This is a genomic window from Lacinutrix venerupis (assembly GCF_003663945.1).
Taxonomy (GTDB): Bacteria; Bacteroidota; Bacteroidia; order Flavobacteriales; family Flavobacteriaceae; genus Lacinutrix; species Lacinutrix venerupis.
In genome coordinates this window covers 339,126-363,288 of the sequence record NZ_RCCH01000001.1, presented here as the reverse complement: position 1 = coordinate 363,288, position 24,163 = coordinate 339,126, and the positions used below count along the sequence as shown (strand labels likewise).

General features: G+C 30.0%; 20 protein-coding genes. 15 read left to right on the top strand and 5 right to left on the bottom strand.

Annotated features, from left to right (window positions below; all coding sequences use genetic code 11):
* Window positions 1-7 precede the first annotated feature (7 nt).
* Window positions 8-1,009, top strand: coding sequence for a type I glyceraldehyde-3-phosphate dehydrogenase (gene gap, locus CLV86_RS01680; RefSeq protein WP_121048897.1), 1,002 nt, complete (start codon window positions 8-10; stop codon window positions 1,007-1,009).
* Window positions 1,010-1,129: 120 nt separating this feature from the next.
* On the top strand, window positions 1,130-1,987 hold the full coding sequence (locus CLV86_RS01675; RefSeq protein ID WP_121048894.1) for a BadF/BadG/BcrA/BcrD ATPase family protein: 858 nt from the start codon (window positions 1,130-1,132) through the stop codon (window positions 1,985-1,987).
* Between the two features lie 60 nt (window positions 1,988-2,047).
* Here CLV86_RS01675 and CLV86_RS01670 read toward each other — a convergent pair whose 3' ends face one another.
* Window positions 2,048-2,431 (bottom strand): RidA family protein, encoded by a 384-nt coding sequence (locus tag CLV86_RS01670; protein WP_121048891.1) that lies wholly within the window; start codon window positions 2,429-2,431, stop codon window positions 2,048-2,050.
* A 55-nt stretch (window positions 2,432-2,486) separates the two neighbouring features.
* The gene (locus CLV86_RS01665; protein WP_121048888.1) at window positions 2,487-5,267 is read right to left on the bottom strand and encodes a putative LPS assembly protein LptD; all 2,781 of its coding nucleotides are present in this window, start codon (window positions 5,265-5,267) and stop codon (window positions 2,487-2,489) included.
* Between the two features lie 88 nt (window positions 5,268-5,355).
* Here CLV86_RS01665 and CLV86_RS01660 point away from each other — a divergent pair, with 88 nt between their 5' ends.
* From CLV86_RS01660 to bshA, 10 genes are all read left to right on the top strand, one after another.
* Window positions 5,356-6,462, top strand: coding sequence for an N-acetylmuramoyl-L-alanine amidase family protein (locus CLV86_RS01660; protein WP_076733136.1), 1,107 nt, complete (start codon window positions 5,356-5,358; stop codon window positions 6,460-6,462).
* A 53-nt stretch (window positions 6,463-6,515) separates the two neighbouring features.
* Entirely contained in the window at window positions 6,516-7,478 is a 963-nt protein-coding gene (locus CLV86_RS01655) for an MlaD family protein (protein WP_121048885.1), read from the top strand.
* A gap of 14 nt (window positions 7,479-7,492) precedes the next feature.
* Entirely contained in the window at window positions 7,493-8,806 is a 1,314-nt protein-coding gene (locus tag CLV86_RS01650) for a 4Fe-4S dicluster domain-containing protein (protein ID WP_121048882.1), read from the top strand.
* A gap of 87 nt (window positions 8,807-8,893) precedes the next feature.
* Window positions 8,894-9,226, top strand: coding sequence for a hypothetical protein (locus tag CLV86_RS01645; protein WP_076733139.1), 333 nt, complete (start codon window positions 8,894-8,896; stop codon window positions 9,224-9,226).
* A gap of 17 nt (window positions 9,227-9,243) precedes the next feature.
* Window positions 9,244-10,035, top strand: a complete 792-nt coding sequence (locus CLV86_RS01640) for a (Fe-S)-binding protein (protein WP_076733140.1) — start codon at window positions 9,244-9,246, stop codon at window positions 10,033-10,035.
* A 5-nt stretch (window positions 10,036-10,040) separates the two neighbouring features.
* Window positions 10,041-10,235 carry a hypothetical protein gene (locus tag CLV86_RS01635; RefSeq protein ID WP_121048879.1) on the top strand — a complete coding sequence of 65 codons (195 nt, stop codon included), beginning with the start codon at window positions 10,041-10,043 and terminating at the stop codon, window positions 10,233-10,235.
* Between the two features lie 9 nt (window positions 10,236-10,244).
* Window positions 10,245-10,730, top strand: coding sequence for an ABC transporter ATPase (locus CLV86_RS01630; RefSeq protein WP_121048876.1), 486 nt, complete (start codon window positions 10,245-10,247; stop codon window positions 10,728-10,730).
* Window positions 10,731-10,756: 26 nt separating this feature from the next.
* The gene (serB, locus tag CLV86_RS01625; protein WP_121048873.1) at window positions 10,757-11,980 is read left to right on the top strand and encodes a phosphoserine phosphatase SerB; all 1,224 of its coding nucleotides are present in this window, start codon (window positions 10,757-10,759) and stop codon (window positions 11,978-11,980) included.
* A gap of 131 nt (window positions 11,981-12,111) precedes the next feature.
* A complete protein-coding gene (locus CLV86_RS01620; protein WP_121048871.1) occupies window positions 12,112-15,075 on the top strand; it encodes a serine hydrolase domain-containing protein in 2,964 nt (987 codons plus the stop codon).
* Between the two features lie 151 nt (window positions 15,076-15,226).
* A complete protein-coding gene (bshA, locus tag CLV86_RS01615) occupies window positions 15,227-16,372 on the top strand; it encodes an N-acetyl-alpha-D-glucosaminyl L-malate synthase BshA (protein ID WP_121048868.1) in 1,146 nt (381 codons plus the stop codon).
* 52 nt (window positions 16,373-16,424) lie between these two features.
* Here bshA and CLV86_RS01610 read toward each other — a convergent pair whose 3' ends face one another.
* Window positions 16,425-16,943 (bottom strand): OmpH/Skp family outer membrane protein, encoded by a 519-nt coding sequence (locus CLV86_RS01610; protein ID WP_121048865.1) that lies wholly within the window; start codon window positions 16,941-16,943, stop codon window positions 16,425-16,427.
* 110 nt (window positions 16,944-17,053) lie between these two features.
* Window positions 17,054-17,536 carry a hypothetical protein gene (locus tag CLV86_RS01605; RefSeq protein ID WP_076733147.1) on the bottom strand — a complete coding sequence of 161 codons (483 nt, stop codon included), beginning with the start codon at window positions 17,534-17,536 and terminating at the stop codon, window positions 17,054-17,056.
* A 119-nt stretch (window positions 17,537-17,655) separates the two neighbouring features.
* On the opposite strand from CLV86_RS01605, the gene CLV86_RS01600 reads away from it, so the two are divergent.
* Complete coding sequence (locus tag CLV86_RS01600; protein WP_121048862.1) at window positions 17,656-20,568, top strand: FAD-binding and (Fe-S)-binding domain-containing protein; 2,913 nt, start codon at window positions 17,656-17,658, stop codon at window positions 20,566-20,568.
* On the opposite strand, the gene CLV86_RS01595 is transcribed toward CLV86_RS01600, so the two are convergent.
* Window positions 20,560-21,411, bottom strand: coding sequence for a UDP-2,3-diacylglucosamine diphosphatase (locus CLV86_RS01595; RefSeq protein WP_076733149.1), 852 nt, complete (start codon window positions 21,409-21,411; stop codon window positions 20,560-20,562). The two genes, CLV86_RS01600 and CLV86_RS01595, sit on opposite strands and share 9 nt — an antisense overlap.
* Window positions 21,412-21,646: 235 nt before the next feature.
* Here CLV86_RS01595 and aroC point away from each other — a divergent pair, with 235 nt between their 5' ends.
* Both aroC and CLV86_RS01585 read left to right on the top strand, forming a co-directional pair.
* Complete coding sequence (gene aroC, locus CLV86_RS01590) at window positions 21,647-22,705, top strand: chorismate synthase (protein WP_121048859.1); 1,059 nt, start codon at window positions 21,647-21,649, stop codon at window positions 22,703-22,705.
* Between the two features lie 100 nt (window positions 22,706-22,805).
* On the top strand, window positions 22,806-24,131 hold the full coding sequence (locus CLV86_RS01585) for a dicarboxylate/amino acid:cation symporter (RefSeq protein ID WP_076733151.1): 1,326 nt from the start codon (window positions 22,806-22,808) through the stop codon (window positions 24,129-24,131).
* Window positions 24,132-24,163: the final 32 nt, after the last annotated feature.

The following is a 24,163-nucleotide window of genomic DNA, read 5'->3' as shown; positions in this document are numbered from 1 at the left end:
TAGAATTATGTCAAAATTAAAATTAGGAATTAACGGATTTGGTAGAATTGGACGTATAGTGTTTAGAGCGACTGTAAAGCGTGATAACGTAGATGTTGTTGCTATAAACGACCTTTTAGATGTAGAGCATTTAGCATACTTATTAGAGTATGATTCTGTTCATGGAAGATTTGATGGAACAATAGAAGTTAAAGATGGTAACCTAATAGTAGATGGAAAAACAATTAGAGTTACAGCAGAAAGAGATCCTAAAAATTTAAAATGGGATGAAGCAGGAGCAGACGTAGTTGCAGAATGTACAGGTATTTTTACAACTATGGAAACTGCAGATTACCATATTCAAGGTGGTGCAAAAAAAGTAGTAATTTCTGCACCAAGTAAAGATGCTCCAATGTTTGTAATGGGAGTAAACGATAGTAAACTAACAGCAGACCATACAATAGTATCAAATGCATCATGTACAACAAACTGTTTAGCACCTTTAGCTAAAGTTATTGAAGATAACTTTGGTATTGAAGAAGCTTTAATGACAACTATTCACGCAGCAACTTCTACACAATTTACAGTAGATGCACCGTCACGTAAAAATTATAGATTAGGTCGTAGTGCGTTAAATAACATTATTCCTACTTCTACAGGTGCAGCAAAAGCTGTAGGTAAAGTAATTCCAGAATTAGATGGAAAATTAACAGGTATGGCATTTAGAGTACCAACTGTAGATGTTTCTGTTGTAGATTTAACAGTAAAAACTAAAAAAGAAGCATCTTTAGAAGAGATTAAAGCTGCTATAAAAAAAGCTGCAAATGGCTCTATGGAAGGTGTTTTAGGTTATACAGAAGATGCAGTAGTATCTCAAGATTTTGTAAGTGAAACAAAAACAAGTGTTTTTGATGCAGACTCTGCTATCGAGTTAAACCCAACATTTTTTAAGTTAGTATCTTGGTACGATAATGAATTTGGTTACTCAAATAAGTTAGTAGATTTAGCTGAAAAAATAAACAATCTATAAGCATATTTTTGTTTAATGATATTTAAGCGTAGTCAAAGAATTTAAAAACTTCAACTACGCTTTTTTTATAAATTATATTTAAAGCCTATTAGGTATTTTTAATTAAACTAACTTTAAGTCATGATATTAATAGTTGATAGTGGTTCTACTAAATGCGATTGGATTGCGGTAGATGAAAATGGTAATCAATTACTAGAAAAAATTAGAACAAAAGGTCTAAATCCGGCAATTCTCTCAGAAAAGAAGTTAAGAAAGACTATAAAAAAAAGTAAGGAGTTAAAAAATAATAAAGATAAGGTTACTAACATTTATTTTTATGGAGCTGGTTGTGGAACCGAAAATCCAAAATTAGCTTTAAAAGTTGTCTTACAACAATTTTTTACGAATGCTAATGTAGAAGTTAACGAAGATACTTTAGCAGCAGTATTTGCAACTATTAATACGCCAGACGAAGCAGCAGTAGTTTGTATTTTAGGAACAGGCTCTAATTGTAGTTATTATGATGGTAAAAAATTAGAGCAACGAGTAAGTTCATTAGGTTATACTTTAATGGATGATGCTTCTGGAAACTATTTTGGCAAGCAATTAATTAGAGATTACTATTTTAATCATATGCCAGAAGAAATTAAAATAGCTTTTGCAGATAAGTATAATCTTCAAGCAGATTTTATTAAATACAATCTTTACAAGCAGCCAAATCCAAACGCTTATTTAGCAAGTTTTGCAGAATTTATGATTTTAAATAAAGATTCAGGTTATGTTAACAAGTTAATAAAGAGTGGATTTCGTTTGTTTGCAAAAAACATGATCCTTCAATTTAAAGAAGAATTAAAAACAGTTCCTGTTCATTTTGCAGGATCTATTGCTTATTTCTGTCAAGATGAAATAAAAGAAGTAGCAAAGGAGTTAAATTTTAAAGTTGGTAATTTTGAAAGACGTCCTATTGAAGGTTTAGTTAAATTTCATACAAATAAATAATTTTGCATTTTATACAAAAAAAAAGTCCTGTTAAATTTTTACTTAACAGGACTTATTTAATTATTCTTTAACTGCAATCATGCTTATTTCTACATTTACAAATTTAGGCAAATTAGCAACCTCTACTGTTTCTCGAGCAGGAGCAGTAGCTTCATTAAAATACTTGCCGTAGACTTCGTTTATTGCTGCAAAATTATTCATATCACTTATAAATATTGAAGATTTAATTACATTATCAAAAGTCATATCTGCAGCTTTTAAAACGGCTTTCATATTTTCCATTACTTGTGTTGTTTCTTTAGTAATGTCATCTAAAACCAATTCTCCAGTTTCTGGATGCAAAGCAATTTGTCCAGAGGTATATAAAGTATTTCCACTTAAAACAGCTTGATTGTATGGTCCAATAGGAGCAGGAGCTTGTGTTGTAGTTATTATTTTTTTCATATAAAACTTATTAATTTAATATTATAAAATGGAGCAACACTTTAGAAATTGTAAATTAAAGTTGTTGATCTGGCTGAAGGCGTTTTTCGTATTTTAAATCTTTTAATATACTAGATTTTATACCTATAAAGAAATTCCAAGAACTTCTATCGCTAAAAGGTATCCAACTAAAATTCATACGCCAACTAAGTAAATCCCTCGCAAAACGAAGTTGTGTATAAGAAAAACCTTGATTTTTAAAATCGTAACCAGATGATGCACCAATGCTCCATTTTGGAGAAATTTCAATATCTCCAGAAAACATTAAAGAATGCGATGATATTTCGTTTTGGCGTTGTGAATTAGAGTAATTTACAGCATATGCTAAGCGTAAACTCCATGGAATACCATAGTTGTATAGATCGCCCATTTCTTCCTCTTTATCATCATCTTCATCAAGATAACGTTGGTCTGCAAAGTCTTGAGATCTACCAAATAAATCATCATCACGACCACCACTATCTAAAGTTTCGTTTCTACTACGCTCGCTGGTATTAGATTTTCTTTCGTTACCCTTACTGTTTAAGCTGTATCCTAAAGTAAGGTTTGCACTTGTTAACCTAAATAAACTTCCTCCGTTATTTATATTAAATTCATCTACTTTGTTGTTGTTATTATCTAGTGCGTATGGATCTAAAGTTGCACCAAAATTAACATTCATTTTATTATCAAATAGCTGTGTTCCTCCACTCATTCTAACCGGACTAAACCTTAGAGAATCTCCTGCTAAATTGTAAGAAGTAGAAAAATTTAAGTTGTTTAATATTGTTATTTTTTTAGGCTCGGTTTGTGTGCTATCCTTATCTCTTACTTTTGCTTCAATATTATTACTAAGCGATAAACCTATAGAGCTAGAGTAGGTTTTATTTGGAGCACCATATAAACCTCCTTCAAATCGTGAATATTCATCTTCACGTAAGGTTTCTCCATTAATATCGGTAACCTCATAAGAGTCATAATATCTATCAAAGGCAGGATTAACATTATAACTTATACTTGGTCGCATAACATGCCTTATGGCTTTTATTTTTTTGTCTTGACCTTCCTTTTCAAAATTAAATTGTCCATAAATTGTAGTTCCTAAACTTGCACCAAAATTGTATGTTCTATAAGAATCGAAACCTGTAATATCTTCTGTTACGGTTTCGCTATTTTCACTATCATAATACCTATTTATAGTATTTAAAGTCCAAGTTTCGTCGAAATTTGCATTTGCACTTAAACTAAAGTAATTAAAAAGTTTAAAGTTTGTAGTTACAGGTATTGAATGTCTCATTCCAATTTTAGCGTCGTCAAACATTTCGCTTTTAAAGAACAACGAATCTGTGGTTTGAATTCTATTTTCTGCTCTTACACTATATTGCAAGTTTATATTTTGAATAATCCCTTTTTTAGAGCCAACTTTTGGCGCAAAAGGATATACACGCCCAACACTAGCTTGAAGTGTTGGTAGTGTTAAGTTAATTTCTTCTGTTTGTGTGTTTTGTGAGTGCGTTGCTGTTAAACTCATGTTTATTTGTGGCTCGCCTTCAAAAGTTTTTGAATATGATACAGAAGATGCTAATGTATTATTTAAAAAACTAGCAGTATTAACTTGATTTTGAGATTGTTGGTAATAGTTACTACTACCTAAGTTTACAGAAGCAGAAAATCTTGAATTTGGATTAGATTTAGTGTCTTGAGAATGAGACCAACGTAAATTATAGATTGTACTTTTAGCGTAATCTGGGAAACCACGTTCGCTATTTATAATATTCTCGTATCTAAAACCAAATCTACCATTATATTTATAACGCTTTTTATAATTATTTTCTATTCTTAAGCCATAACTACCATTTGTATAGTAATCTCCTAAAACAGCCAAATCTAAATAATCGCTTATAGCAAAGTAGTAACCACCATTTTGTAAAAAATAACCACGATCATTTTGTTCTCCAAAACTAGGGAAAATTACACCCGAAGTTTGTTTTTTACTTAAAGGAAAAAATGCAAATGGTACTATAATAGGTGTAGGAACATCGTAAATAAACATTTGTGCTGTGCTAGCTACAATTTTTTTATTTGGAACAAGCTTAGCTTTATCAATCATAAAATAATATTCAGGATCTTCTTCACTTTCAGCTGTTGTAATACGCATTTTGTTTAAAAAATAAACCGAGTCATTTTCTTTTTTAGAACGCTCAGATCTAATTTTCATTCCTTGTTGCTCTGTATTAGAATTAAAAATTATAGCTTTTTTATTTTTAAAATTAAAAATTATAGAATCTGGTTCTACAATATTTTCACCTTGCTTAAATACTGGTCTTTGTGCAAATTCTCCTGCAGTATCTTTTACTCTTCCTGCATATATTAAATTTTTACTATAATCTATAACAATAGTTCCTGCAGTAATTTCCATATCAAGGTAATTTACTTTAGCTTCATTATATAAATACATTTTTTGTTCTTTTCTATTAAATGTATTATAGTCTTGAGCTGTGTAAGATACTGTACCTTGTAAAAGTGCTGGTTTTGTTTTTGTAGAATCCGTTTTTGTAGAGTCAGATTCTATTATAGTAGTTAGTTCTTCTTTAGGAATAACAATTGTATCCTCCGTTTTTGTTGGAGGAGAAACAGTTTCTAGGTCTTCACTCTTAGGTATCTCGATGCTTTTATCATCACCGTCTTTAATTTGAGCAAAGCTAAGAGTGTTGATAAACACTGTAAAACTTAGGGCAAAAAGTATATGAATTCTATTTGTATGCAACGCTTTTGTGTGTATTTTTGCTAAAGTATGGCTCGGTTTTTGAATTGCCAAAATTACATATATTTTTTATGATTAATTTATCATTATCATATAATTTATAAATCCATACTAAAACACCTGTAAAATTGGTTATAATACTATGCAAACGAGACTAAGAATATTTTTCGTATTAATTATAATAACATTAACAGTATCGCTATCTGCTACTGCACAATCTAAATCCGATAAATTTATTGTCGTTTTAGATGCTGGACATGGTGGAAAAGATCCTGGAAAACCATCTAAATATGGTTATACAGAAAAAGATATTGCTTTAAAAATAGTATTAGCAGTAGGTAAAGAACTTGAAAAAAATAAAGACATTAAAGTTGTATACACTAGAAAAACAGATGTCTTTATAGATTTATTTAAACGAGGAAAAATTGCTAACGATGCAAATGCAGACTTATTTGTATCTGTTCACTGTAATGCGCATACCTCTCAAGCATACGGATCTGAAACTTATGTTTTAGGAGTACATAGAAATAGTACAAATTTTGATGTAGCCAAAGCAGAAAATGCAGTAATTTTTATGGAAGAAGATTACGAGCATAATTATAATGGTTTCGACCCAAATTCACCAGAGTCTTTTATTGGTTTAACGCTTATGCAAGAAGCTTATTTAGACCAGAGTATACAATTAGCTAGTTTAATTCAAAAGAATTTTACAGAGAAGCTTAAACGCAAAAATAGAGGAGTAAAACAAGCTGGTTTTATAGTATTACACCAAACAGTTATGCCTAGTGTTTTAGTAGAAACAGGTTTTATAACTAACACTTCAGAAGGTAAATATTTAAATTCTAAAAACGGACAAACAGATTTAGCAAATGCTATGGCAAAAGCAATTCTTGCTTATAAAAAAAGTGTAGAGTTAAATTTTGTAGATACAGAATATATTACTGAAGAAAATAATGTTATTTCTTCTGAAGAAAAAATTATACCTAATACTATATTTAAAGTACAAATAGCTGCAGCGTCTAAAAAATTAGAGCCAAAACCATATAACTTTAAAGGTTTACAAGAAGTGTCTAGAGATAAAGAAGGTAAGTTATATAAATATTATTATGGTTATACTTCAGACATTAATAAAATTCAAGAAATGCAAAAAGAAGCCAGAAAAAAAGGATTTAATAGCGCATTTATTGTAGCCTATCGCAATGGAGAGCGTATAAGTTTACAAAAAGCTTTAAATAGTGGTTCTAAATAAAGCTATATTGAATATATTTATTTTATTTTTGTTCCAAATCAAACTTATATATTTTGAAAATTACTAGAGAAGTAAAAACAGCCATACTAGCCATAACAGGAATTTTATTATTTATTTTTGGTTTTAGTTACCTAAAAGGTAAAAACTTATTAGACGATTCTATTATTGTTTATGCTAAATACGATAATGTAGAAGGTTTAACACCTTCAACTCCCGTAACAATTAACGGATACATAGTTGGTAAAGTTTTAGATATTTATTTTGAAGATGAAAGTTCTGGAGTTTTAGTTGTTAAAATGGATATTGACACAAAATTTAAATTTTCGAAAAATAGTAAAGCCGAATTATTTCAAAATGGATTTATTGGTGGAAAAGCTGTACAAATTATACCAGCTTATGATAATGCTGCAAATGCAGAAGATGGAGACTACCTAAAAAGTCAAGTCAAAGAAGGTATGATGGAACTTGTTAACGAGCGCCTTACACCTTTACAAGAAAAAATAGAAAAAGTAATGAGTGAAACCGATACGCTTTTAGTAGGTTTCAATAATGCTTTTGATGCCAAAGCACAACAAGATTTAAAAAATAGTATAGCTAGTTTAAATGCAACAGTTTCTAGTTTTAATGCTACAGCAAAATCTTTAAACAGTTTAATAGATAACAACAAATCTAAATTAGATAATACTATTACTAATTTTGAAAATACTTCTGGAAACCTTTCTACTATGACAGATAAAATGGCACAAGTAGATATTGCTAAAACTGTAGAAGATTTACAATCAACAATTAAAAAATTCGATAATTTAATAGCAAGTGTAGAAAATGGAGAAGGATCTATAGGAAAGCTATTAAAAGACGATGAGCTTTATAAAAACCTTTCAGGAGCATCAAACCAAATGGAAGAGTTACTTCAAGACATGAAATTAAATCCTAAGCGTTATGTACATTTTTCTTTATTCGGAAAAAAACCAAAACGTTACGATGCAGAAGGAAATGAAATAGAAGACCAAAAATAAACTAACTACTAATAATGAATTACTTACCAAACATAATATTTGCCATTATACTTGTTGTAGGCATTGGTTACTTTGTAAAAAATGTAAAAAAACTATTCCGAAATATAAAACTAGGAAAAGCAAAAGATATAAGCGATAACAAATCACAGCGATGGAAAAACATGGCAATGATTGCGCTTGGACAAAGCAAAATGGTAAAGCGTCCAGTATCAGGATTCTTTCATATTATTGTATATGTTGGTTTTATAATCATTAATATAGAAGTTTTAGAAATTATTATAGATGGTCTTTTTGGTACACACAGAATAGGTTTAAGTGTATTGCCAAAATCACTTTACGGTTTTTTAATTGGCGCTTTCGAAATTCTTGCTGCATTAGTATTTGTAGCAGTTACTGTATTTTGGATTAGAAGAAACATAATTAAAATAAAACGTTTTTTTAATGCCGAAATGAAAGGTTGGCCAAAAAATGATGGAAATATTATTCTATATTTTGAAATGGTTTTAATGACTCTGTTTTTAGTAATGAATGCTACAGATCTAGCATTTCAAAACGCAGGAACTGGAGGCAATGTAATTAGTCAATTTATATCTCCAATATTTGGAGATAACCCAGAAACACTTAATATAATAGAAAGAAGCGCTTGGTGGCTACACATAATAGGTATATTAGTATTCTTAAATTACCTTTATTTTTCTAAGCATTTACACATATTATTAGCATTTCCTAATACATATTATGCAAAATTAACACCGAAAGGACAGTTTCCAAATAACGAAGCTGTTACCAAAGAAGTAAAATTAATGATGGATCCAGACGCAGATCCATACGCTGCACCGCCAGAATCTGATGCAGATGAAACACCAGAAAAATTTGGAGCAAGTGATGTTCAAGATTTAAGTTGGTTAAACTTATTAAACGCCTATTCTTGTACAGAGTGTGGACGTTGTACAAGTGAATGTCCAGCAAATTTAACAGGAAAAAAACTATCACCTCGAAAAATAATGATGGACACCAGAGACCGTCTAGAAGAAGTAGGTAAAAATATAGATGCCAATAAAGGAACATTTGTAGACGATGGAAAACAATTGTTAAACGATTATATTACACCAGAAGAACTTTGGGCATGTACAAGTTGTAACGCCTGTGTAGAAGCCTGTCCAATTAGTATCGATCCATTAAATATTATTATGGAAATGCGTAATTATCTTGTTATGGAACAAAGTGCTGCACCTATGGAGTTAAATAGTATGATGACTAATATAGAAAATAACGGAGCTCCATGGCCATACAACCAGCAAGATAGATTAAACTGGAAAAACGAATAATTTATTTATAATGTTTAGCGCTTTTAAGAGCTTTGCATACACGCCTAATTTATAAAGATATATTACTGTAAAAAATAAAAGAATAAGATGAGAAACAAATATAAATACACAATTATTATCGTGCTTTTTATATGTAGTTTTAAATCCTTTGCACAAGATTACAGAAAAGATTCTTTACAAATAAAAGCATACACAGAAATAAAATTTACAGCAGGAAAGCCAGTAGATATAAAGCTTAAAAAAGTGTTTTGCGATTACTGCTCTAAAAAGCAATTAAAATTATTAGGAGAAGATGCAGTAAGAAGAACAGAAAACGAAAAGCATGATCCAAAAAATAAATTAGAAGACGGTGTTAAAAAATTAGCAGTCTATATTAGAATTGCAAAAACAGATTTTGCAAGTATAAACGAAGACAAGTAATAACTCAATATTAAATTATGAGCGAACAATTAACAGTGCCAACAATGGCAGAACTAATGGCAGAAGGAAAAGAACCAGATATTTTATTTTGGGTAGGATCTGCAGGAAGTTACGACGATAGAGCAAAGAAAATAACAAAGGCCTTTGTAAAAATTTTAAATAAAGCTAATGTTAATTTTGCTGTATTAGGAACAGAAGAAAGTGCTACTGGAGATCTTGCAAAAAGAGCTGGAAACGAATTCTTGTTTCAAATGCAAGCCGTAATGAATATAGAAGTGTTAAATGCCTATAATATAAAACGTATAGTAACTTGCGATCCTCATTCTTTTAATTGTTTAAAAAATGAATATCCAGGACTAGGTGGTAATTACGAAGTGTTACACCATACACAATTTATAAAAGAGTTAATAACATCGGGAAAATTAGATATAAAAAATAGCGATTATAATGGAAAGCGAATAACTTTTCACGACCCGTGTTATTTAGGCCGCGCAAATTCAGAGTATAATGCACCAAGAGATGTGTTAAATACTTTAAATGCAACACTGTTAGAAATGAAACGCAGTAAATCTACGGCATTATGTTGTGGAGCAGGAGGAGCACAAATGTTTAAAGAGCCAGAAAAAGGTGATAAAGACATTAACGAATTACGTACAGAAGATGCCTTAAAAACTAATCCAGAAATTATAGCAACAGGTTGCCCATATTGCATGACTATGATGAGTGATGGCGTAAAAGTAAAAGAAAAAGAAAACGAAATTAAAGTAATGGATGTTGCAGAATTAATTGCTAGTTCTCAAGGCTTATAAAAAGTATGGATATAGAGAAATTGAGCATAAAAAAAAGAATATTAATAGGAGTCTTTTCTGGTTTAATATATTCTTTAGTTATGGCTGGTTTTGATTATTATACAAATGAACCATTTTCATTATTAAAATTTATTTTCCATTTTGTATTTTTTGGTTTATTTATGGGTATTGCATTAAGATATACAAATAAGAAAAAGTAAAAATTTAAAATGTTAGTAGAATTTAATACACTACCAGATCATTCAAGAATCTGGATATACCAAGCCAATCGTTCATTCTCTGAAATCGAGTTGGAAGAAATAAAAGAAAAACTAAATACTTTTATTATAAACTGGACCGCACATGGAAGCGATTTAAACGCAGGTTTCGATATTAGGTACAAACGTTTTATAATTATTGCTATAGACCAAGACTCTCAAGCAGCTACAGGTTGTAGTATTGACGCCTCAGTACATTTTATTCAACAATTAGAAAAAGAATATAATGTAGATTTAATGGATAAAATGAATGTTTCTTACAAACAAGGCGAGTTTGTAGCCTATAAAACATTAACGGATTTTAGAACTATGGCAAAACAAAAAGCTGTGTCTAAAAACACTATTGTATTTAATAATTTAGTAACAAATATAGCCGAGTTAAACGAAAATTGGGAAGTTCCAGCAAGCGAAAGTTGGCATAACAGGTTTTTAAATTAAGCTATACATACTCTTTAAAGTTTACCATGAAAAACGAAATCTTCCTTTTAAATATTTCTGGTCAAGATAAACCAGGATTAACAGCAAGTTTAACATCAGTTTTAGCAGCATCGGGAGCCAAAGTTTTAGATATAGGCCAAGCTAATATTCACGATACTTTATCTTTAGGAATATTATTTGAAATAGAACCAGGTATTAGTTCTTCGCCAGTTTTAAAAGATTTGTTATTTAAAGCTTACGAGTTAGATATTCAAGCAAAATTTACACCTATTACTTTAGAAAATTACGAGAAATGGGTAACACTTCAAGGTAAAGACCGTTACATTATTACAATTTTAGGAGATAGACTATCTGCAGAACAAATTTCTAAGGTTACACAAATACTTGCAGAAAAAAACTTAAATATAGATGCAATTAAGCGTTTAACAGGTAGAATGTCTTTAATTAAAACAGAAGAATATCCAAGAGCATCAATAGAATTTTCAATTCGTGGTAAAATAGATAACAAAGAAGAGCTTACAGAAAAATTTATGAAAATTTCTAAACAGCTTGACTTCGATATAGCATTTCAAGAAGATAACATATATAGACGAAATAGACGTTTAGTATGTTTTGATATGGATTCTACATTAATTCAAACCGAAGTAATAGATGAACTTGCAGAATTAGCTGATGTTGGAGCAGAAGTGAAGGCTATTACAGAATCTGCAATGCAAGGAGAAATAGACTTTAACGAAAGTTTTAAAAAGCGAATGAAACTTTTAAAAGGCTTAAAAGAAGATGTATTACAAGATGTCGCAATAAATTTGCCAATTACTAAAGGAGCAAGACGATTAATAGATGCTTTAAAAAGCTATGGTTTTAAAACAGCAATTCTCTCTGGTGGCTTTACCTATTTTGGTCATTACCTTCAAAAAGAATTAGGTATTGATTATGTTTATGCAAATCAGCTAGAAATAAAAAATGGAGAACTAACCGGTAACTATCTTGGAGATATTGTAGATGGCAATAAAAAAGCAGAATATTTACAAGAAATAGCAGATAAAGAAGGTTTAAATATAAATCAAACCATTGCTGTTGGCGATGGAGCTAACGATTTGGCAATGTTAAATTTGGCTGGTTTAGGTATAGCTTTTCATGCAAAACCTAAGGTTAAAGATAATGCACAAAGCTCTATTTCTAGTATCGGCTTAGACGGTGTTTTATATTTATTGGGTTATCATGATAAGCATATAGATTTATTAAAATAATACAGTAAATTACTAGCTCAATATTTCTTCATAATTATATATTAAAATCTTTAATAAGAGTTCTAAAAATAATAACTTGGCATAATTTTTAGTTCTATAATATTATAGCAACTCAAATAGATATTTTTTTTATGCACAGATTACTTTTTTTATTTACTTTACTTCTTATAACTTCTAACATATATGCTCAAGATACTAATAATCCTTTGTTGGCAAAAGATGTTGAGAGCCAAACAAAATGGGTAGATAGTGTTTATAATGCTTTAACATTAAAAGAGAAAATAGGACAACTTTATATGGTGCAAGTTTTTTCTAGTCAAACAGACGCAGAGAAAACTAAAGTACTTAACCTAATTAAAGAAAATAAAATTGGTGGTATAATTTACTCAAAAGGAGGTCCTTATCGTCAAGCAAAATTAAATAACGAGTTACAAGCTGCATCAAAAACACCATTGCTTATTGGAATGGATGCAGAATGGGGATTAAGCATGCGTTTAGATTCTACTTATTCTTTTCCATGGAATATGACGCTTGGTGCAATAAAAGATAAATTTTTAATAGAACAAACAGGAAGACAATTAGGAGAACATTGTAAGCGATTAGGTGTGCATTTTAATTTTGCTCCTGTAGTAGATATTAATACAAACCCAAATAATCCAATTATTGGAAACCGTTCTTTTGGTGAAGATAGAGATAATGTTACAGAAAAAGCAGCTGCATTTATGAAAGGAATGCAAAGTGCAGGAGTTTTAGCAAATGCTAAACATTTTCCTGGACATGGTGATACAGAAGACGATTCTCATTTAACTTTGCCAACAGTAGCTTTCGATGCAAAACGTATAGATTCAATAGAGTTATACCCATATAAAAGGTTAATTAAAGATGGATTATCTAGTGTAATGGTTGCGCATTTAAATATTCCAAGTTTAGATCCACGACCAGGCTATCCTTCTTCAATATCTAAAAATATTGTAACATCTATTTTAAAAGAAAAACTAGGATTTAAAGGACTTATTTTTACAGATGCCTTAACCATGAAAGGTGCTGCAGACTATAAATTTGAAGGTCTTGATGGTGTTACAGAAGGCGCAACAGATACAGTTGGTAATATTGATTTAGCAGCTTTTTTAGCAGGAAACGATGTTATGTTAATGTCGGAAAATCCAGAGTCTGGAATAGCAAAATTAGAAAAAGCTTTTAATAAAAATTTATTTTCAGAAGAACGATTAGCGCTTTCAGTAAAAAAAGTATTGCAAGCAAAATATAAAGTAGGTTTAAATAATTATAAACCTATTTCAACTTACAATCTTGATAAAGATTTAAATCGTTTATACGATGATATTCTATATGAAAAACTAATGGAAGCAGCCATAACAATTGCTCGCGATTCATCAAATTTATTACCATTAAGGCATTTAGAAACTAAAAAAATAGCTTATGTAGAATTGGGAGATGCTGGTGGTGAAACTTTTTTAAAAACCTTAAAACGATACTCCCAAGTTCATGAAGTTAAAGCAGATAAATTAAGTGATTTAATAGCAAAGCTTCAAAATTATAATACAGTTATAGTTGGTTTTCATAAATCTAACGATAATCCATGGAAATCTTATAAGTTTACAGATAAAGAGTTAACATGGTTATACGAGATAGCTCGAACTAATACTGTTATTTTAGATGTTTTTGCAAAACCATATGCTCTACTAGATTTACAAACTGTTACAAATATCGAAAGTGTTGTTGTAAGCTACCAAAATAGTGAAATAGCTCAAGAAACCTCTGCCGAAATTATATTTGGAGCACTTGCCGCCAAAGGAAACTTACCTGTTTCTGCTGGCCCTTATTTTAATGTTGGAGATGGTGTACAAACAAATTCATTAGAACGTTTAGGGTATAGTATTCCAGAACGTGTTGGGTTAAGTTCTTATCGTTTAAAAAAAATAGACTCTATAGCTAATCATGCAATAAATGGAGGAATGACACCAGGAATTCAATTAATTGTTGCTAGAAAAGGAAAAGTAGTTTATAATAAAAACTTCGGGAAACATACTTATAGTAATACTGCTCAAAAAGTAAGAGAAGATGATCTTTACGATGTTGCTTCCTTAACAAAAATTGTGGCTACTTTACCACTATTTATGGAGATGGAAGAGCAAGGTATTGTTTCTTTAGATACTAAACTTTCAGAAGCAATTCCATATTATAAAAATTCCAATAAAAAGGATATAACATTTAAAAAAATGTTATCGCATTATGCACAATTAAAACCTTGGATTCCTTTCTATTTTAAAACTTTAGATACGGTTACCAAACAACCATCTACAAAATATTATAGAAAATCTCCAACAGGAAAATTTAATGTTAAAGTTGCAAATAATCTTTATATGCGTGAAGATTATAAAGACTCTATACCAAAAATAATTAAAGAAACAGACTTGTTATCACGATTGCGTTACCGCTATAGCGATTTACCGTATTATATTTTAAAACAATATATAGAAAAGCATTATAATAAACCTTTAAATGAATTAGTTCAAGACCATTTTTATAAGTCTTTAGGTGCAAACAATACAATTTACAACCCATATAAAACAATTAGTAATACACGTATTACGCCATCTGAAGAAGACGATTACTACCGTTTTCAAAAAGTACAAGGTTATGTGCACGACATGGGAGCAGCAATGCAAGATGGTGTAGGTGGACATGCTGGTGTATTTAGTAATGCTAACGACATTGCTAAAATTATGCAAATGTATTTACAAAAAGGGTATTATGGAGGTGTTAGGTATTTAAAACCAGAAACATTAGATAAGTTTAATACTTGCCATTATTGTAGTAAAAATGTGAGAAGAGGTATTGGTTTCGATAAACCACAACTTGGAGAGTCTGGACCAACCTGTGGTTGTGTTTCTATGACTAGTTTTGGGCATTCAGGATTTACAGGAACTTACACTTGGGCAGATCCAGAAGAGGAATTGGTTTATGTTTTTATGGCTAACAGAACTTATCCAACATCTAAAGGAAAAAATATGCTACTAAGAGAAAATATTAGAACAAATATTCAAGAAGGTATTTATAAGGCAATTATAAAATAACTATTTAGATTTTAGCTATTCTTAAAAGTATTTGGAAAAATTAAGATGTAAGTATTTGTTTTTTTTACAACTAATAAATTAATAGAAATAAAATTATTCTGTTTTAAGGTTAAGTAAGGCACTTAAAACTTTAGATATATAAAACTAAAACATGAAAATAGGTATTGTATGTTATCCAACATTTGGAGGAAGTGGAGTAGTAGCTACAGAATTAGGTTTAGAACTTTCTAAACGCGGGCACACAATTCATTTTATAACCTATAATCAGCCTGTTAGGTTAGAGCTTTTGGGTAATAATATTCATTATCATGAAGTTAATGTTCCAGAATACCCATTATTTCATTATCAACCATACGAGTTAGCTTTATCTAGTAAATTAGTAGATATGGTTAAACTTCATGGTATTGAAATTTTACATGTTCACTATGCCATTCCTCATGCTTATGCGGCATATATGGCTCAAAAAATGTTAAGAGAAGAAGATATTTATGTGCCAATTGTAACAACGCTTCACGGTACAGATATTACATTAGTAGGTAATCATCCTTTTTATAAACCAGCTGTTACATTTAGCATTAATAAATCTGATGCTGTTACTGCAGTGTCTCAAAGTTTAAAAGATGATACTTTAAGATTATTTGATATTAAACAAGAAATAGATGTTGTTACTAACTTTATCGATTTAAAGAAGTTTAAGCACGATTATACAGATTGCCAACGCGCTATGATGGCAAGCGATAACGAGAAAATAATTACACACATTAGTAATTTTAGAGAAGTTAAACGCATTCCAGATATTATTAACATTTTTAATAATATTCAAAAAAAATTACCTGCAAAATTAATGATGGTTGGAGAAGGTCCAGAAAGAGAACCTGCAGAAAGATTATGTAGAAAATTAGGAATTAGTGATAAGGTTGTTTTCTTTGGAAATAGTAACGAAATAGATAGAATTTTATGCTTTAGCGATTTATTTCTTTTACCTAGTGAAACAGAAAGTTTTGGTCTATCAGCTTTAGAAGCTATGGCTTCTGGTGTACCTATTGTTTCTAGTAATACAGGAGGAATACCAGAGGTAAATACCGAAGGTTTTTCAGGATATTTAAGTAATGTAGGAGCTATAGAAGAAATGAGTAAAAATGCTATTAAACTTTTAAAAGACGATAAGCTTTTAGCTCAATTTAAAAAGAATGCTAAAGCTCAAGCTAAAAAATTCGACATTCAAAATATTGTACCGCAATACGAGAAGGTATACGAAAAAACTTTAAAAACATGTTTGCTTACACAAAAGCTATAAACTAAAAAACACACCATTTATGGTGTGTTTTTTAGTTTATAATAATTAGATGTTATTTTTTAGCCTCGGCAATAACTAGGTCACTAATATCTGTAGTTTTTTCGGCATATAATAAAACACTAGTTCCGTCTATTTGAGAATTTATAATATGTGTAAAGTTTTGTGCTTTAGCTACCACAGCAATTAATTCTCCAATTCTTGCATAAATAGGTTTTAAAAGTAATCCTTTTTTATAATTTACAGCTTTTTGAATATCTGTATCAAAATCTTGAATTCCGTTTTGAATACGCATTAAATCTGTTTCCTTTTCTTTTTTAACGTTTTCAACAAAAGTATTTGCATTCTTTTTGTAGTCTTCAAGCTTAGCATTGTAATCTTCAACAATAGAATCTCTTGTTTTAGTAAGTTTTTGCATTACATCATCTAATTCTGCTTGTGCTTTAACAGTTTCAGGCATTTCGCTTAAAATATATTCAACATCGGCATAACCAACTTTTAAATTTGTTTGTGCAAAAGCGGTAAAAGCTAAAAGGTTAAATAAAATAATCGATAGTAGTGTTTTTTGTTTCATTATATTATTGAGTTAATTTTAGTTTTTTAAAAGCAACAATCTTGCCGCAATAAAAAACCATTTCAAATTTTTGAAATGGTTTTGCTAAAATACTATATTTATTTAGTTATTTAAAATTGATACCTTATACCTAAAGCAATATCAAAATCTAAATCGTCTCTAAAATCTCCAAAGCCTAATTCTGGTCTTGCATCAAGAGAAAGTACTAATGGAATATCAAAATTATACTCAACACCAATGTTTCCAGCGGCAAAGAAAAAAGTTTCACTTTCATCGGCATTAAAAGGTAAATCGTAACTATAATTACCAACACCACCACCAACACCAGCGTACCAGTTAAAATTTCCGTCTAATAACCAAACCCATTGGTATAATCCTGCAAGCTTAAATCCATCATAATTACTACCAGAACGAATACCAAGGTCTGCTTCTAAACGATTATTGTCTCCTAAAGCACGTTGGTATGATATTTCGGCACCAAATCCATCACTATCTCCAATTCGTAATCCAATAGCATTTTCTGAAATTTCTTGTGCAGTTGCAGCATAGCTAAATCCTATTACAGCTACTACTAATAAAAGTACTTTTTTCATATTTTTAAGTTTTAGTTAATTTATAATTAGCTAATTTACAAATAACATTATTTTATGTTAAAAAGTTAAAGCTAATCTTTAGTTAATAATTGTTAAGTTATCTTAAATTTGGTTTTATAATGAGTGAAACAATTACTTCTTCAATATTAAATACTTTAGATAACGAACTTGATGGCGAATTACATTTTAGTGATTTAATTAAGCGCCTTTATGCAACAGATGCTTCTGTATATAGAATGCTACCTTTAGCTGTTTCGTATCCAAAGTCTTATAAAGATATTAAAAAATTAATAACTTTTGCTTCTAAATATAAAACTTCTTTAATTCCTAGAACAGCAGGAACATCATTAGCAGGACAATGTGTTGGAAATGGTATTGTAGTAGATGTATCTAAACATTTTAATAAAGTTTTAGATTTCGATAAAGAAGCGCAAACAGTAACGGTACAGCCAGGTGTTGTAAGAGATGAGCTTAATAATTACTTAAAACCTTTTGGATTATTTTTTGGACCCAATACATCAACCTCAAATCGTTGTATGATTGGTGGAATGGTAGGTAATAATTCCTCTGGAACAACATCTATTAAATATGGTGTAACCAGAGATAAAGTAATTAAACTTAAAACTATTTTAAGCGATGGTAGTGAGGTTACGTTTAATAAGTTATCAAAAGAAGCACTTATAAACAAAAGCCAATTAAATACTTTAGAAGGAAAAATATATAGAACAATTTGTTCTGAAGTATTTACTGAAGACACAAAACAAGAAATACAGAATAATTTTCCAAAACAAGAAATACATAGAAGAAACACTGGTTATGCAGTAGATGAATTAATAAATAACAATGAAGCTTTTAATCTTTGTAAATTATTAGCAGGTAGCGAAGGTACGTTAGCGTTTACAACTGAAATTACGTTAAAACTAGATAAACTTCCTCCAAAAGAGAGTATAATGGTTGCTGCTCATTTTAACTCTATAACAGATTGTTTAAAAGCTGTACAGCCAACAATGCTTCACAATTTATTTACTTGTGAAATGATGGATAAAACCATTTTAGATTGTACTAAAAATAACAAAACACAAGCAGAAAACAGGCAATTTATTCAAGGAGATCCGCAGGCTATTTTAATGTGTGAGATTAAAGGAGAAGACCCAGCAGATGTTCAAGAGCAGGCAAATAAGCTTATAAAAACACTTGAAGAAACAGGTTTAAGTTATGCTAATTTTAGTTTACAAAATAAAGATATCCATAAGGCAAACGAATTAAGAAAAGCTGGTTTAGGGCTACTGGGAAATATAATTGGAGATAAAAAAGCAGTAGCTTGTATAGAAGATACAGCTGTTGCACTTCCAGATTTAGCCAATTATATTTCAGAATTTTCTGCTTTAATGAAAAGCTATAAACAAGATGCTGTTTATTATGCACATGCTGGAGCTGGCGAATTACATTTAAGACCAATACTAAATCTTAAAAAAGAAGAAGACATTATATTATTTAGAAAAATAACTACAGATGTTGCAGCTTTAGTAAAAAAATACAATGGATCGTTTAGTGGAGAACACGGCGATGGTATTGTTCGTGCGGAGTTTATAAAATTTATGATTGGTGATAAAAATTATAACCTTCTAAAAAAAATCAAGTATTGTTTTGATCCAAAAAACATCTTTAATCCAGGAAAAATTGTAGATGCATTACCAATGGATAAAAACTTACGCTATACTAGCAATAGAGAAGAGCCTAATATTAATACCATTTTAGACTTTTCTTCATCACAAGGTATTTTAAGAGAAGCCGAAAAATGTAATGGCTCTGGAGATTGCAGAAAACTTCCAGAATTTGGTGGTACAATGTGCCCAAGTTATCGCGCAACTAGAGACGAGAAAGACACTACTCGAGCAAGAGCAAATGCTTTACGTGAATATTTAACACATTCTGAAAAAGCCAACAAGTTTAACCATAAAGAATTAAAGCAAGTTTTCGACCTCTGTTTAAGTTGTAAAGCTTGTGCTAGCGAGTGCCCAAGTAGTGTAGATGTTACTGCTTTAAAAGCCGAATTTCAATACCAGTATTTAAAAGAAAATGGAGTTAGTTTAAGAACTAGAATATTTGCTTATAATAACAAATTAAACAGTGTTGGTAGTAAGTTTTCATGGTTTACTAATTTTATTTTTTCTAATAGTTTAACATCTTTAATTCTTAAAAAAAGTTTCAGTATTGCTCAAGAAAGAAGTCTTCCTTTAATTTCAAGCAAAAGTTTAAATAAGGAGTTTCAACTATTTAAAAATAAGGATTTTATAAAAACACCAATTAAAACAGTTTTTTTATTTAATGATGAGTTTACAAACTATTTAGATACAGAAATTGGAGTAGATGCAATTACACTTTTACATGCATTAAATTATAATGTTAAAGTAATTAATAATAAAGAATCTGGACGTGCATTTATATCTAAAGGTTTATTGAAGCAAGCAAAAAAAGTAGCAAATGATAATGTTGAAATTTATAAAGATATTATATCTGAAAAAACACCGCTTATAGGTATTGAGCCTTCGGCAATTTTAACCTTTAGAGATGAATATTTAAAATTAGCAGACAATAAACTTTCTGCAAAAAAAATTGCAACACATACGTATTTAATTGAGGAGTTTTTGAGTAATGAAATTGCTATAGGGAACATTAAATCTTCACAATTTAGTCAAGAAATAAAAACAATTAAATTTCATGGGCATTGTCATCAAAAATCGCAAAGCAATCAAATACATAGTTTTAATATTTTAAACTTACCTAAAAACTACAAAGTAACTATTATACCTAGTGGATGTTGTGGTATGGCAGGAAGTTTTGGTTACGAAAAAGAACATTTTAAAATAAGCATGCAAATTGGAAATCAAACGTTGTTTCCTGCCGTAAAAAAAGCTGCTACAAATACTATAATTGCTGCTAATGGAACAAGTTGTAGGCATCAAATAAAGGATGGAACAGGTAAAAAGGCTTCACATCCAATAAGTATTTTAAAAAATGCTTTAGCGTGATGCTTTTATATCGTCTGGATTTAATATTGTAATTGCTGCAACAAGTTCTTTAAAGTCCATTTCTTTAAGTTCACTATCTGCAAAAAACGGTGTACGTTTATCATCCTTATAACTATAAAGCTTCCATCTTTTGAATTGATATTCTAAAGCGGTAAAATTCTCAACCCAATCTCCAGAATTTAGATACGTAGTTTCTCCGTTTTTATTTTTTTTAATTAGCATTTTTGGTTGATGTATATGTCCGCAAACCACATAATCATAACCTTTTTCTATGGCTAAATCGGAAGCAACATCTTCAAAATCGCTAATATACTTTACGGCTTGTTTTACACTGTTTTTAATTTTTTTAGAAAGAGAAAATTTCTCTTTTCCCATGTTCACTAATGCCCAATTAACCAAACGGTTTATTAAAATTAATAAATCGTAACCATACCCGCCTAATTTAGCTATCCATTTAGCATTTTGTATAGAGGCATCAAAAACATCACCATGAAAAAACCATGCTTTTTTATTATCGATTTCCATAACTAATTTGTTAACTATTGAAATATTACCAATTTTAGTGTCGGTAAACTTTCTAAGCATTTCGTCATGATTTCCTGTAATATATACTACGTCAACACCTTGTGCAGCGAAGTCCATTATTTTTTTAATTACCTTTAAATGAGATTTTGGGAAGTAACGTTTGCTAAATTGCCAAATATCTATAATATCTCCATTTAAAATTAATGTTTTTGGATTTATACTTTCAAGGTAAGTAAGTAATTGCTTTGCATGACATCCATATGTCCCTAAATGAACATCAGAAATAACAACAACCTCTACTTTTCTTTTAATATTCAAATCAAATTAATTTTAATACAAAGATTAAAACTATTAGTTAATGTAATATTATGTAGATATTATAAAAAGATGCTATTTTGTTAATAGTAAGTAAAGTATTTAGGCTTAATGTTAATTTAGTATTAATTAGAATTTGAAAAAAAATAGCGAATGTTGTATTTTAAATAGCTGTAATAATTAAAATACAATTTTTGTTTCTGTAATATTACTTTTACATTAGCATAAAATAAAATTTATGGCAGGAAATTCCTTTGGCAAACTATTTAATCTCACGACTTTTGGCGAATCTCATGGAGTTGCTATTGGTGGTGTTATAGATGGTTGTCCTCCAAATATAACATTAGATTTAGAAGCTATTCAAAACGAAATGAATAGACGCAAACCAGGACAGTCTTCTATTGTTACACAACGTAAAGAACCAGACGAAGTTAAATTTTTATCTGGTATTTTTGAAGGTAAAACCACTGGAACACCAATTGGTTTTATAATAGAGAATGCCAACCAAAAGTCTAAAGACTATTCACACATAAAAGACTCTTACAGACCTAGTCATGCCGATTATGTTTACGATAAAAAATACGAGCATCGTGATTATCGTGGTGGTGGAAGAAGCTCTGCAAGAGAAACAGCAAGTAGAGTAGTTGCTGGTGCCATTGCAAAGCAAGTACTTAAAGATATAAAAATTAATGCTTTTACATCTTCAGTAGGCGATATATTTATAGATAAACCATATCAAGATTTAGATTTTTCTAAAATAGAATCTAATGCAATACGTTGTCCAGATGAGTCTACAGCAGAAAAAATGATAGCTCGTGTAAAAGAAATTAGAAAACAAGGAGACACAATTGGAGGTACAATAACTTGTGTAATTAAAAATGTTCCTGTCGGTTTAGGAGAACCTGTTTTTGATAAATTACATGCAGATTTAGGTAAAGCAATGCTTTCTATAAATGCTGTAAAAGGTTTTGAATATGGAAGCGGTTTTTGTGGTGCTAAAATGAAAGGTAGTGAACATAACGATTTATACAATCAAGATGGTACTACTAAAACAAACCTTTCTGGTGGTATTCAAGGCGGAATAAGTAACGGTATGGATATTTATTTTCGTGTAGCTTTTAAACCTGTTGCCACAATTATGCAAAACCAAGACACTATAGATAAAGATGGTAATATTGTAGAAATGCAAGGAAAAGGACGTCATGATCCTTGTGTGGTACCTAGAGCAGTACCAATTGTAGAAGCAATGGCTGCTATGGTTTTGGCAGATTTTTATTTGCTTAATAAAATGTACTAACTTAATTTTTTAAAAAAGTAATTTATAATAAAACTAACTACTAAATTTTCCTTATTTATAGTATAAACTCTATTAAATCTAAGGATAAAACAATTATAATATGAAATTAGCATTACACTGGAAAATAATTATCGGAATGATTTTAGGTATCATCTTTGGATTCATAATGAACTCTGTAGATGGTGGAAGAAATTTTGTTTCCGATTGGATTGCTCCATTTGGAAAAATCTTTATTAACCTTTTAAAGCTAATTGCAGTACCTTTAATTTTAGCATCGTTAATTAAAGGAATTTCAGATTTAAAAGACATTTCTAAAATAAAGAAAATGGGTTTACGTACCATATTAATTTATGTTGGTACAACAGTAGTAGCAATAGTAATAGGATTAACTATTGTAAATACTATAAAGCCAGGAACAGGAATGCCTCAAGATACTATTGAGAAAATAAAAATGAAATACGAAAATGATGCTGGAGTATCAGATAAATTAATGAAAGCATCTGCTCAAAACGATGCTGGACCGTTACAAGCATTAGTAGATATTTTCCCAAGTAATATATTTACAGCTTTAGGAGAAGCAAAAATGCTTCAAGTTATCTTTTTTGCTTTATTTGTAGGTATTTGTTTATTGTTAATTTCAGAGAAAAAAGCAAAACCTCTTGTAGATTTCTTCGACTCGTTAAACGAGGTTGTAATGAAAATGGTAGACCTAATAATGTTATTTGCTCCATATGCTGTTTTTGCATTAATGGCAAATGTTATTATAGCTTTTGATGATACAGAAATTCTTTTAAAACTTTTAACCTATGCTTTATGTGTGGTTTTTGGATTAGCTCTTATGATTGGGTTTTATCTAATTTTAATAAAAGTATATACAAAAAAGTCGCCTTTATGGTTTTTAAATAAATTATCTCCAGCACAATTGTTAGCGTTTTCTACAAGTTCTAGTGCGGCAACATTACCTGTAACTATGGAGCGCGTAGAAGAACATTTGGGTGTAGATAAAGAAGTTGCTGGTTTTGTTTTGCCAGTTGGCGCTACCGTAAATATGGATGGAACAAGTTTATACCAAGGTATTGCTGCAGTATTTATTATGCAGGTTATTTGGCCAGAAGGTTTAACATTTACAAACCAATTAATAATTATAGCTACAGCTTTATTAGCTTCTATAGGTAGTGCTGCAGTACCAAGTGCAGGTATGGTAATGTTAGTAATTGTTTTAGAATCTATTGGTTTTCCTGCAGAATTATTACCAATTGGTTTGGCTTTAATTTTTGCAGTAGACAGACCTTTAGATATGTGTAGAACAGTAGTAAATGTTACAGGTGATGCAACAGTATCTATGATGGTTGCAAAATCTTTAGGCAAATTACACGACAATCCTAAACCTAAAGAATGGGATGATAATTACGAAGCTGTAAAATAATTTTAACTGTTTTTTTCTAACATTTTAAATTA

What these genes read in the sequence shown, in the direction of transcription:
- CLV86_RS01620 (WP_121048871.1), top strand. Translation starts at nt 12,112, where the DNA reads ATGCACAGATTACTTTTTTTATTTACTTTACTTCTTATAACTTCTAAC.
- bshA (WP_121048868.1), top strand. Translation starts at nt 15,227, where the DNA reads ATGAAAATAGGTATTGTATGTTATCCAACATTTGGAGGAAGTGGAGTA.
- CLV86_RS01610 (WP_121048865.1), bottom strand. Translation starts at nt 16,943, where the DNA reads ATGAAACAAAAAACACTACTATCGATTATTTTATTTAACCTTTTAGCT.
- aroC (WP_121048859.1), top strand. Translation starts at nt 21,647, where the DNA reads ATGGCAGGAAATTCCTTTGGCAAACTATTTAATCTCACGACTTTTGGC.
- CLV86_RS01585 (WP_076733151.1), top strand. Translation starts at nt 22,806, where the DNA reads ATGAAATTAGCATTACACTGGAAAATAATTATCGGAATGATTTTAGGT.
- serB (WP_121048873.1), top strand. Translation starts at nt 10,757, where the DNA reads ATGAAAAACGAAATCTTCCTTTTAAATATTTCTGGTCAAGATAAACCA.
- CLV86_RS01635 (WP_121048879.1), top strand. Translation starts at nt 10,041, where the DNA reads ATGGATATAGAGAAATTGAGCATAAAAAAAAGAATATTAATAGGAGTC.
- CLV86_RS01605 (WP_076733147.1), bottom strand. Translation starts at nt 17,536, where the DNA reads ATGAAAAAAGTACTTTTATTAGTAGTAGCTGTAATAGGATTTAGCTAT.
- CLV86_RS01660 (WP_076733136.1), top strand. Translation starts at nt 5,356, where the DNA reads ATGCAAACGAGACTAAGAATATTTTTCGTATTAATTATAATAACATTA.
- CLV86_RS01670 (WP_121048891.1), bottom strand. Translation starts at nt 2,431, where the DNA reads ATGAAAAAAATAATAACTACAACACAAGCTCCTGCTCCTATTGGACCA.
- CLV86_RS01645 (WP_076733139.1), top strand. Translation starts at nt 8,894, where the DNA reads ATGAGAAACAAATATAAATACACAATTATTATCGTGCTTTTTATATGT.
- CLV86_RS01640 (WP_076733140.1), top strand. Translation starts at nt 9,244, where the DNA reads ATGAGCGAACAATTAACAGTGCCAACAATGGCAGAACTAATGGCAGAA.
- CLV86_RS01600 (WP_121048862.1), top strand. Translation starts at nt 17,656, where the DNA reads ATGAGTGAAACAATTACTTCTTCAATATTAAATACTTTAGATAACGAA.
- CLV86_RS01630 (WP_121048876.1), top strand. Translation starts at nt 10,245, where the DNA reads ATGTTAGTAGAATTTAATACACTACCAGATCATTCAAGAATCTGGATA.
- gap (WP_121048897.1), top strand. Translation starts at nt 8, where the DNA reads ATGTCAAAATTAAAATTAGGAATTAACGGATTTGGTAGAATTGGACGT.
- CLV86_RS01675 (WP_121048894.1), top strand. Translation starts at nt 1,130, where the DNA reads ATGATATTAATAGTTGATAGTGGTTCTACTAAATGCGATTGGATTGCG.
- CLV86_RS01650 (WP_121048882.1), top strand. Translation starts at nt 7,493, where the DNA reads ATGAATTACTTACCAAACATAATATTTGCCATTATACTTGTTGTAGGC.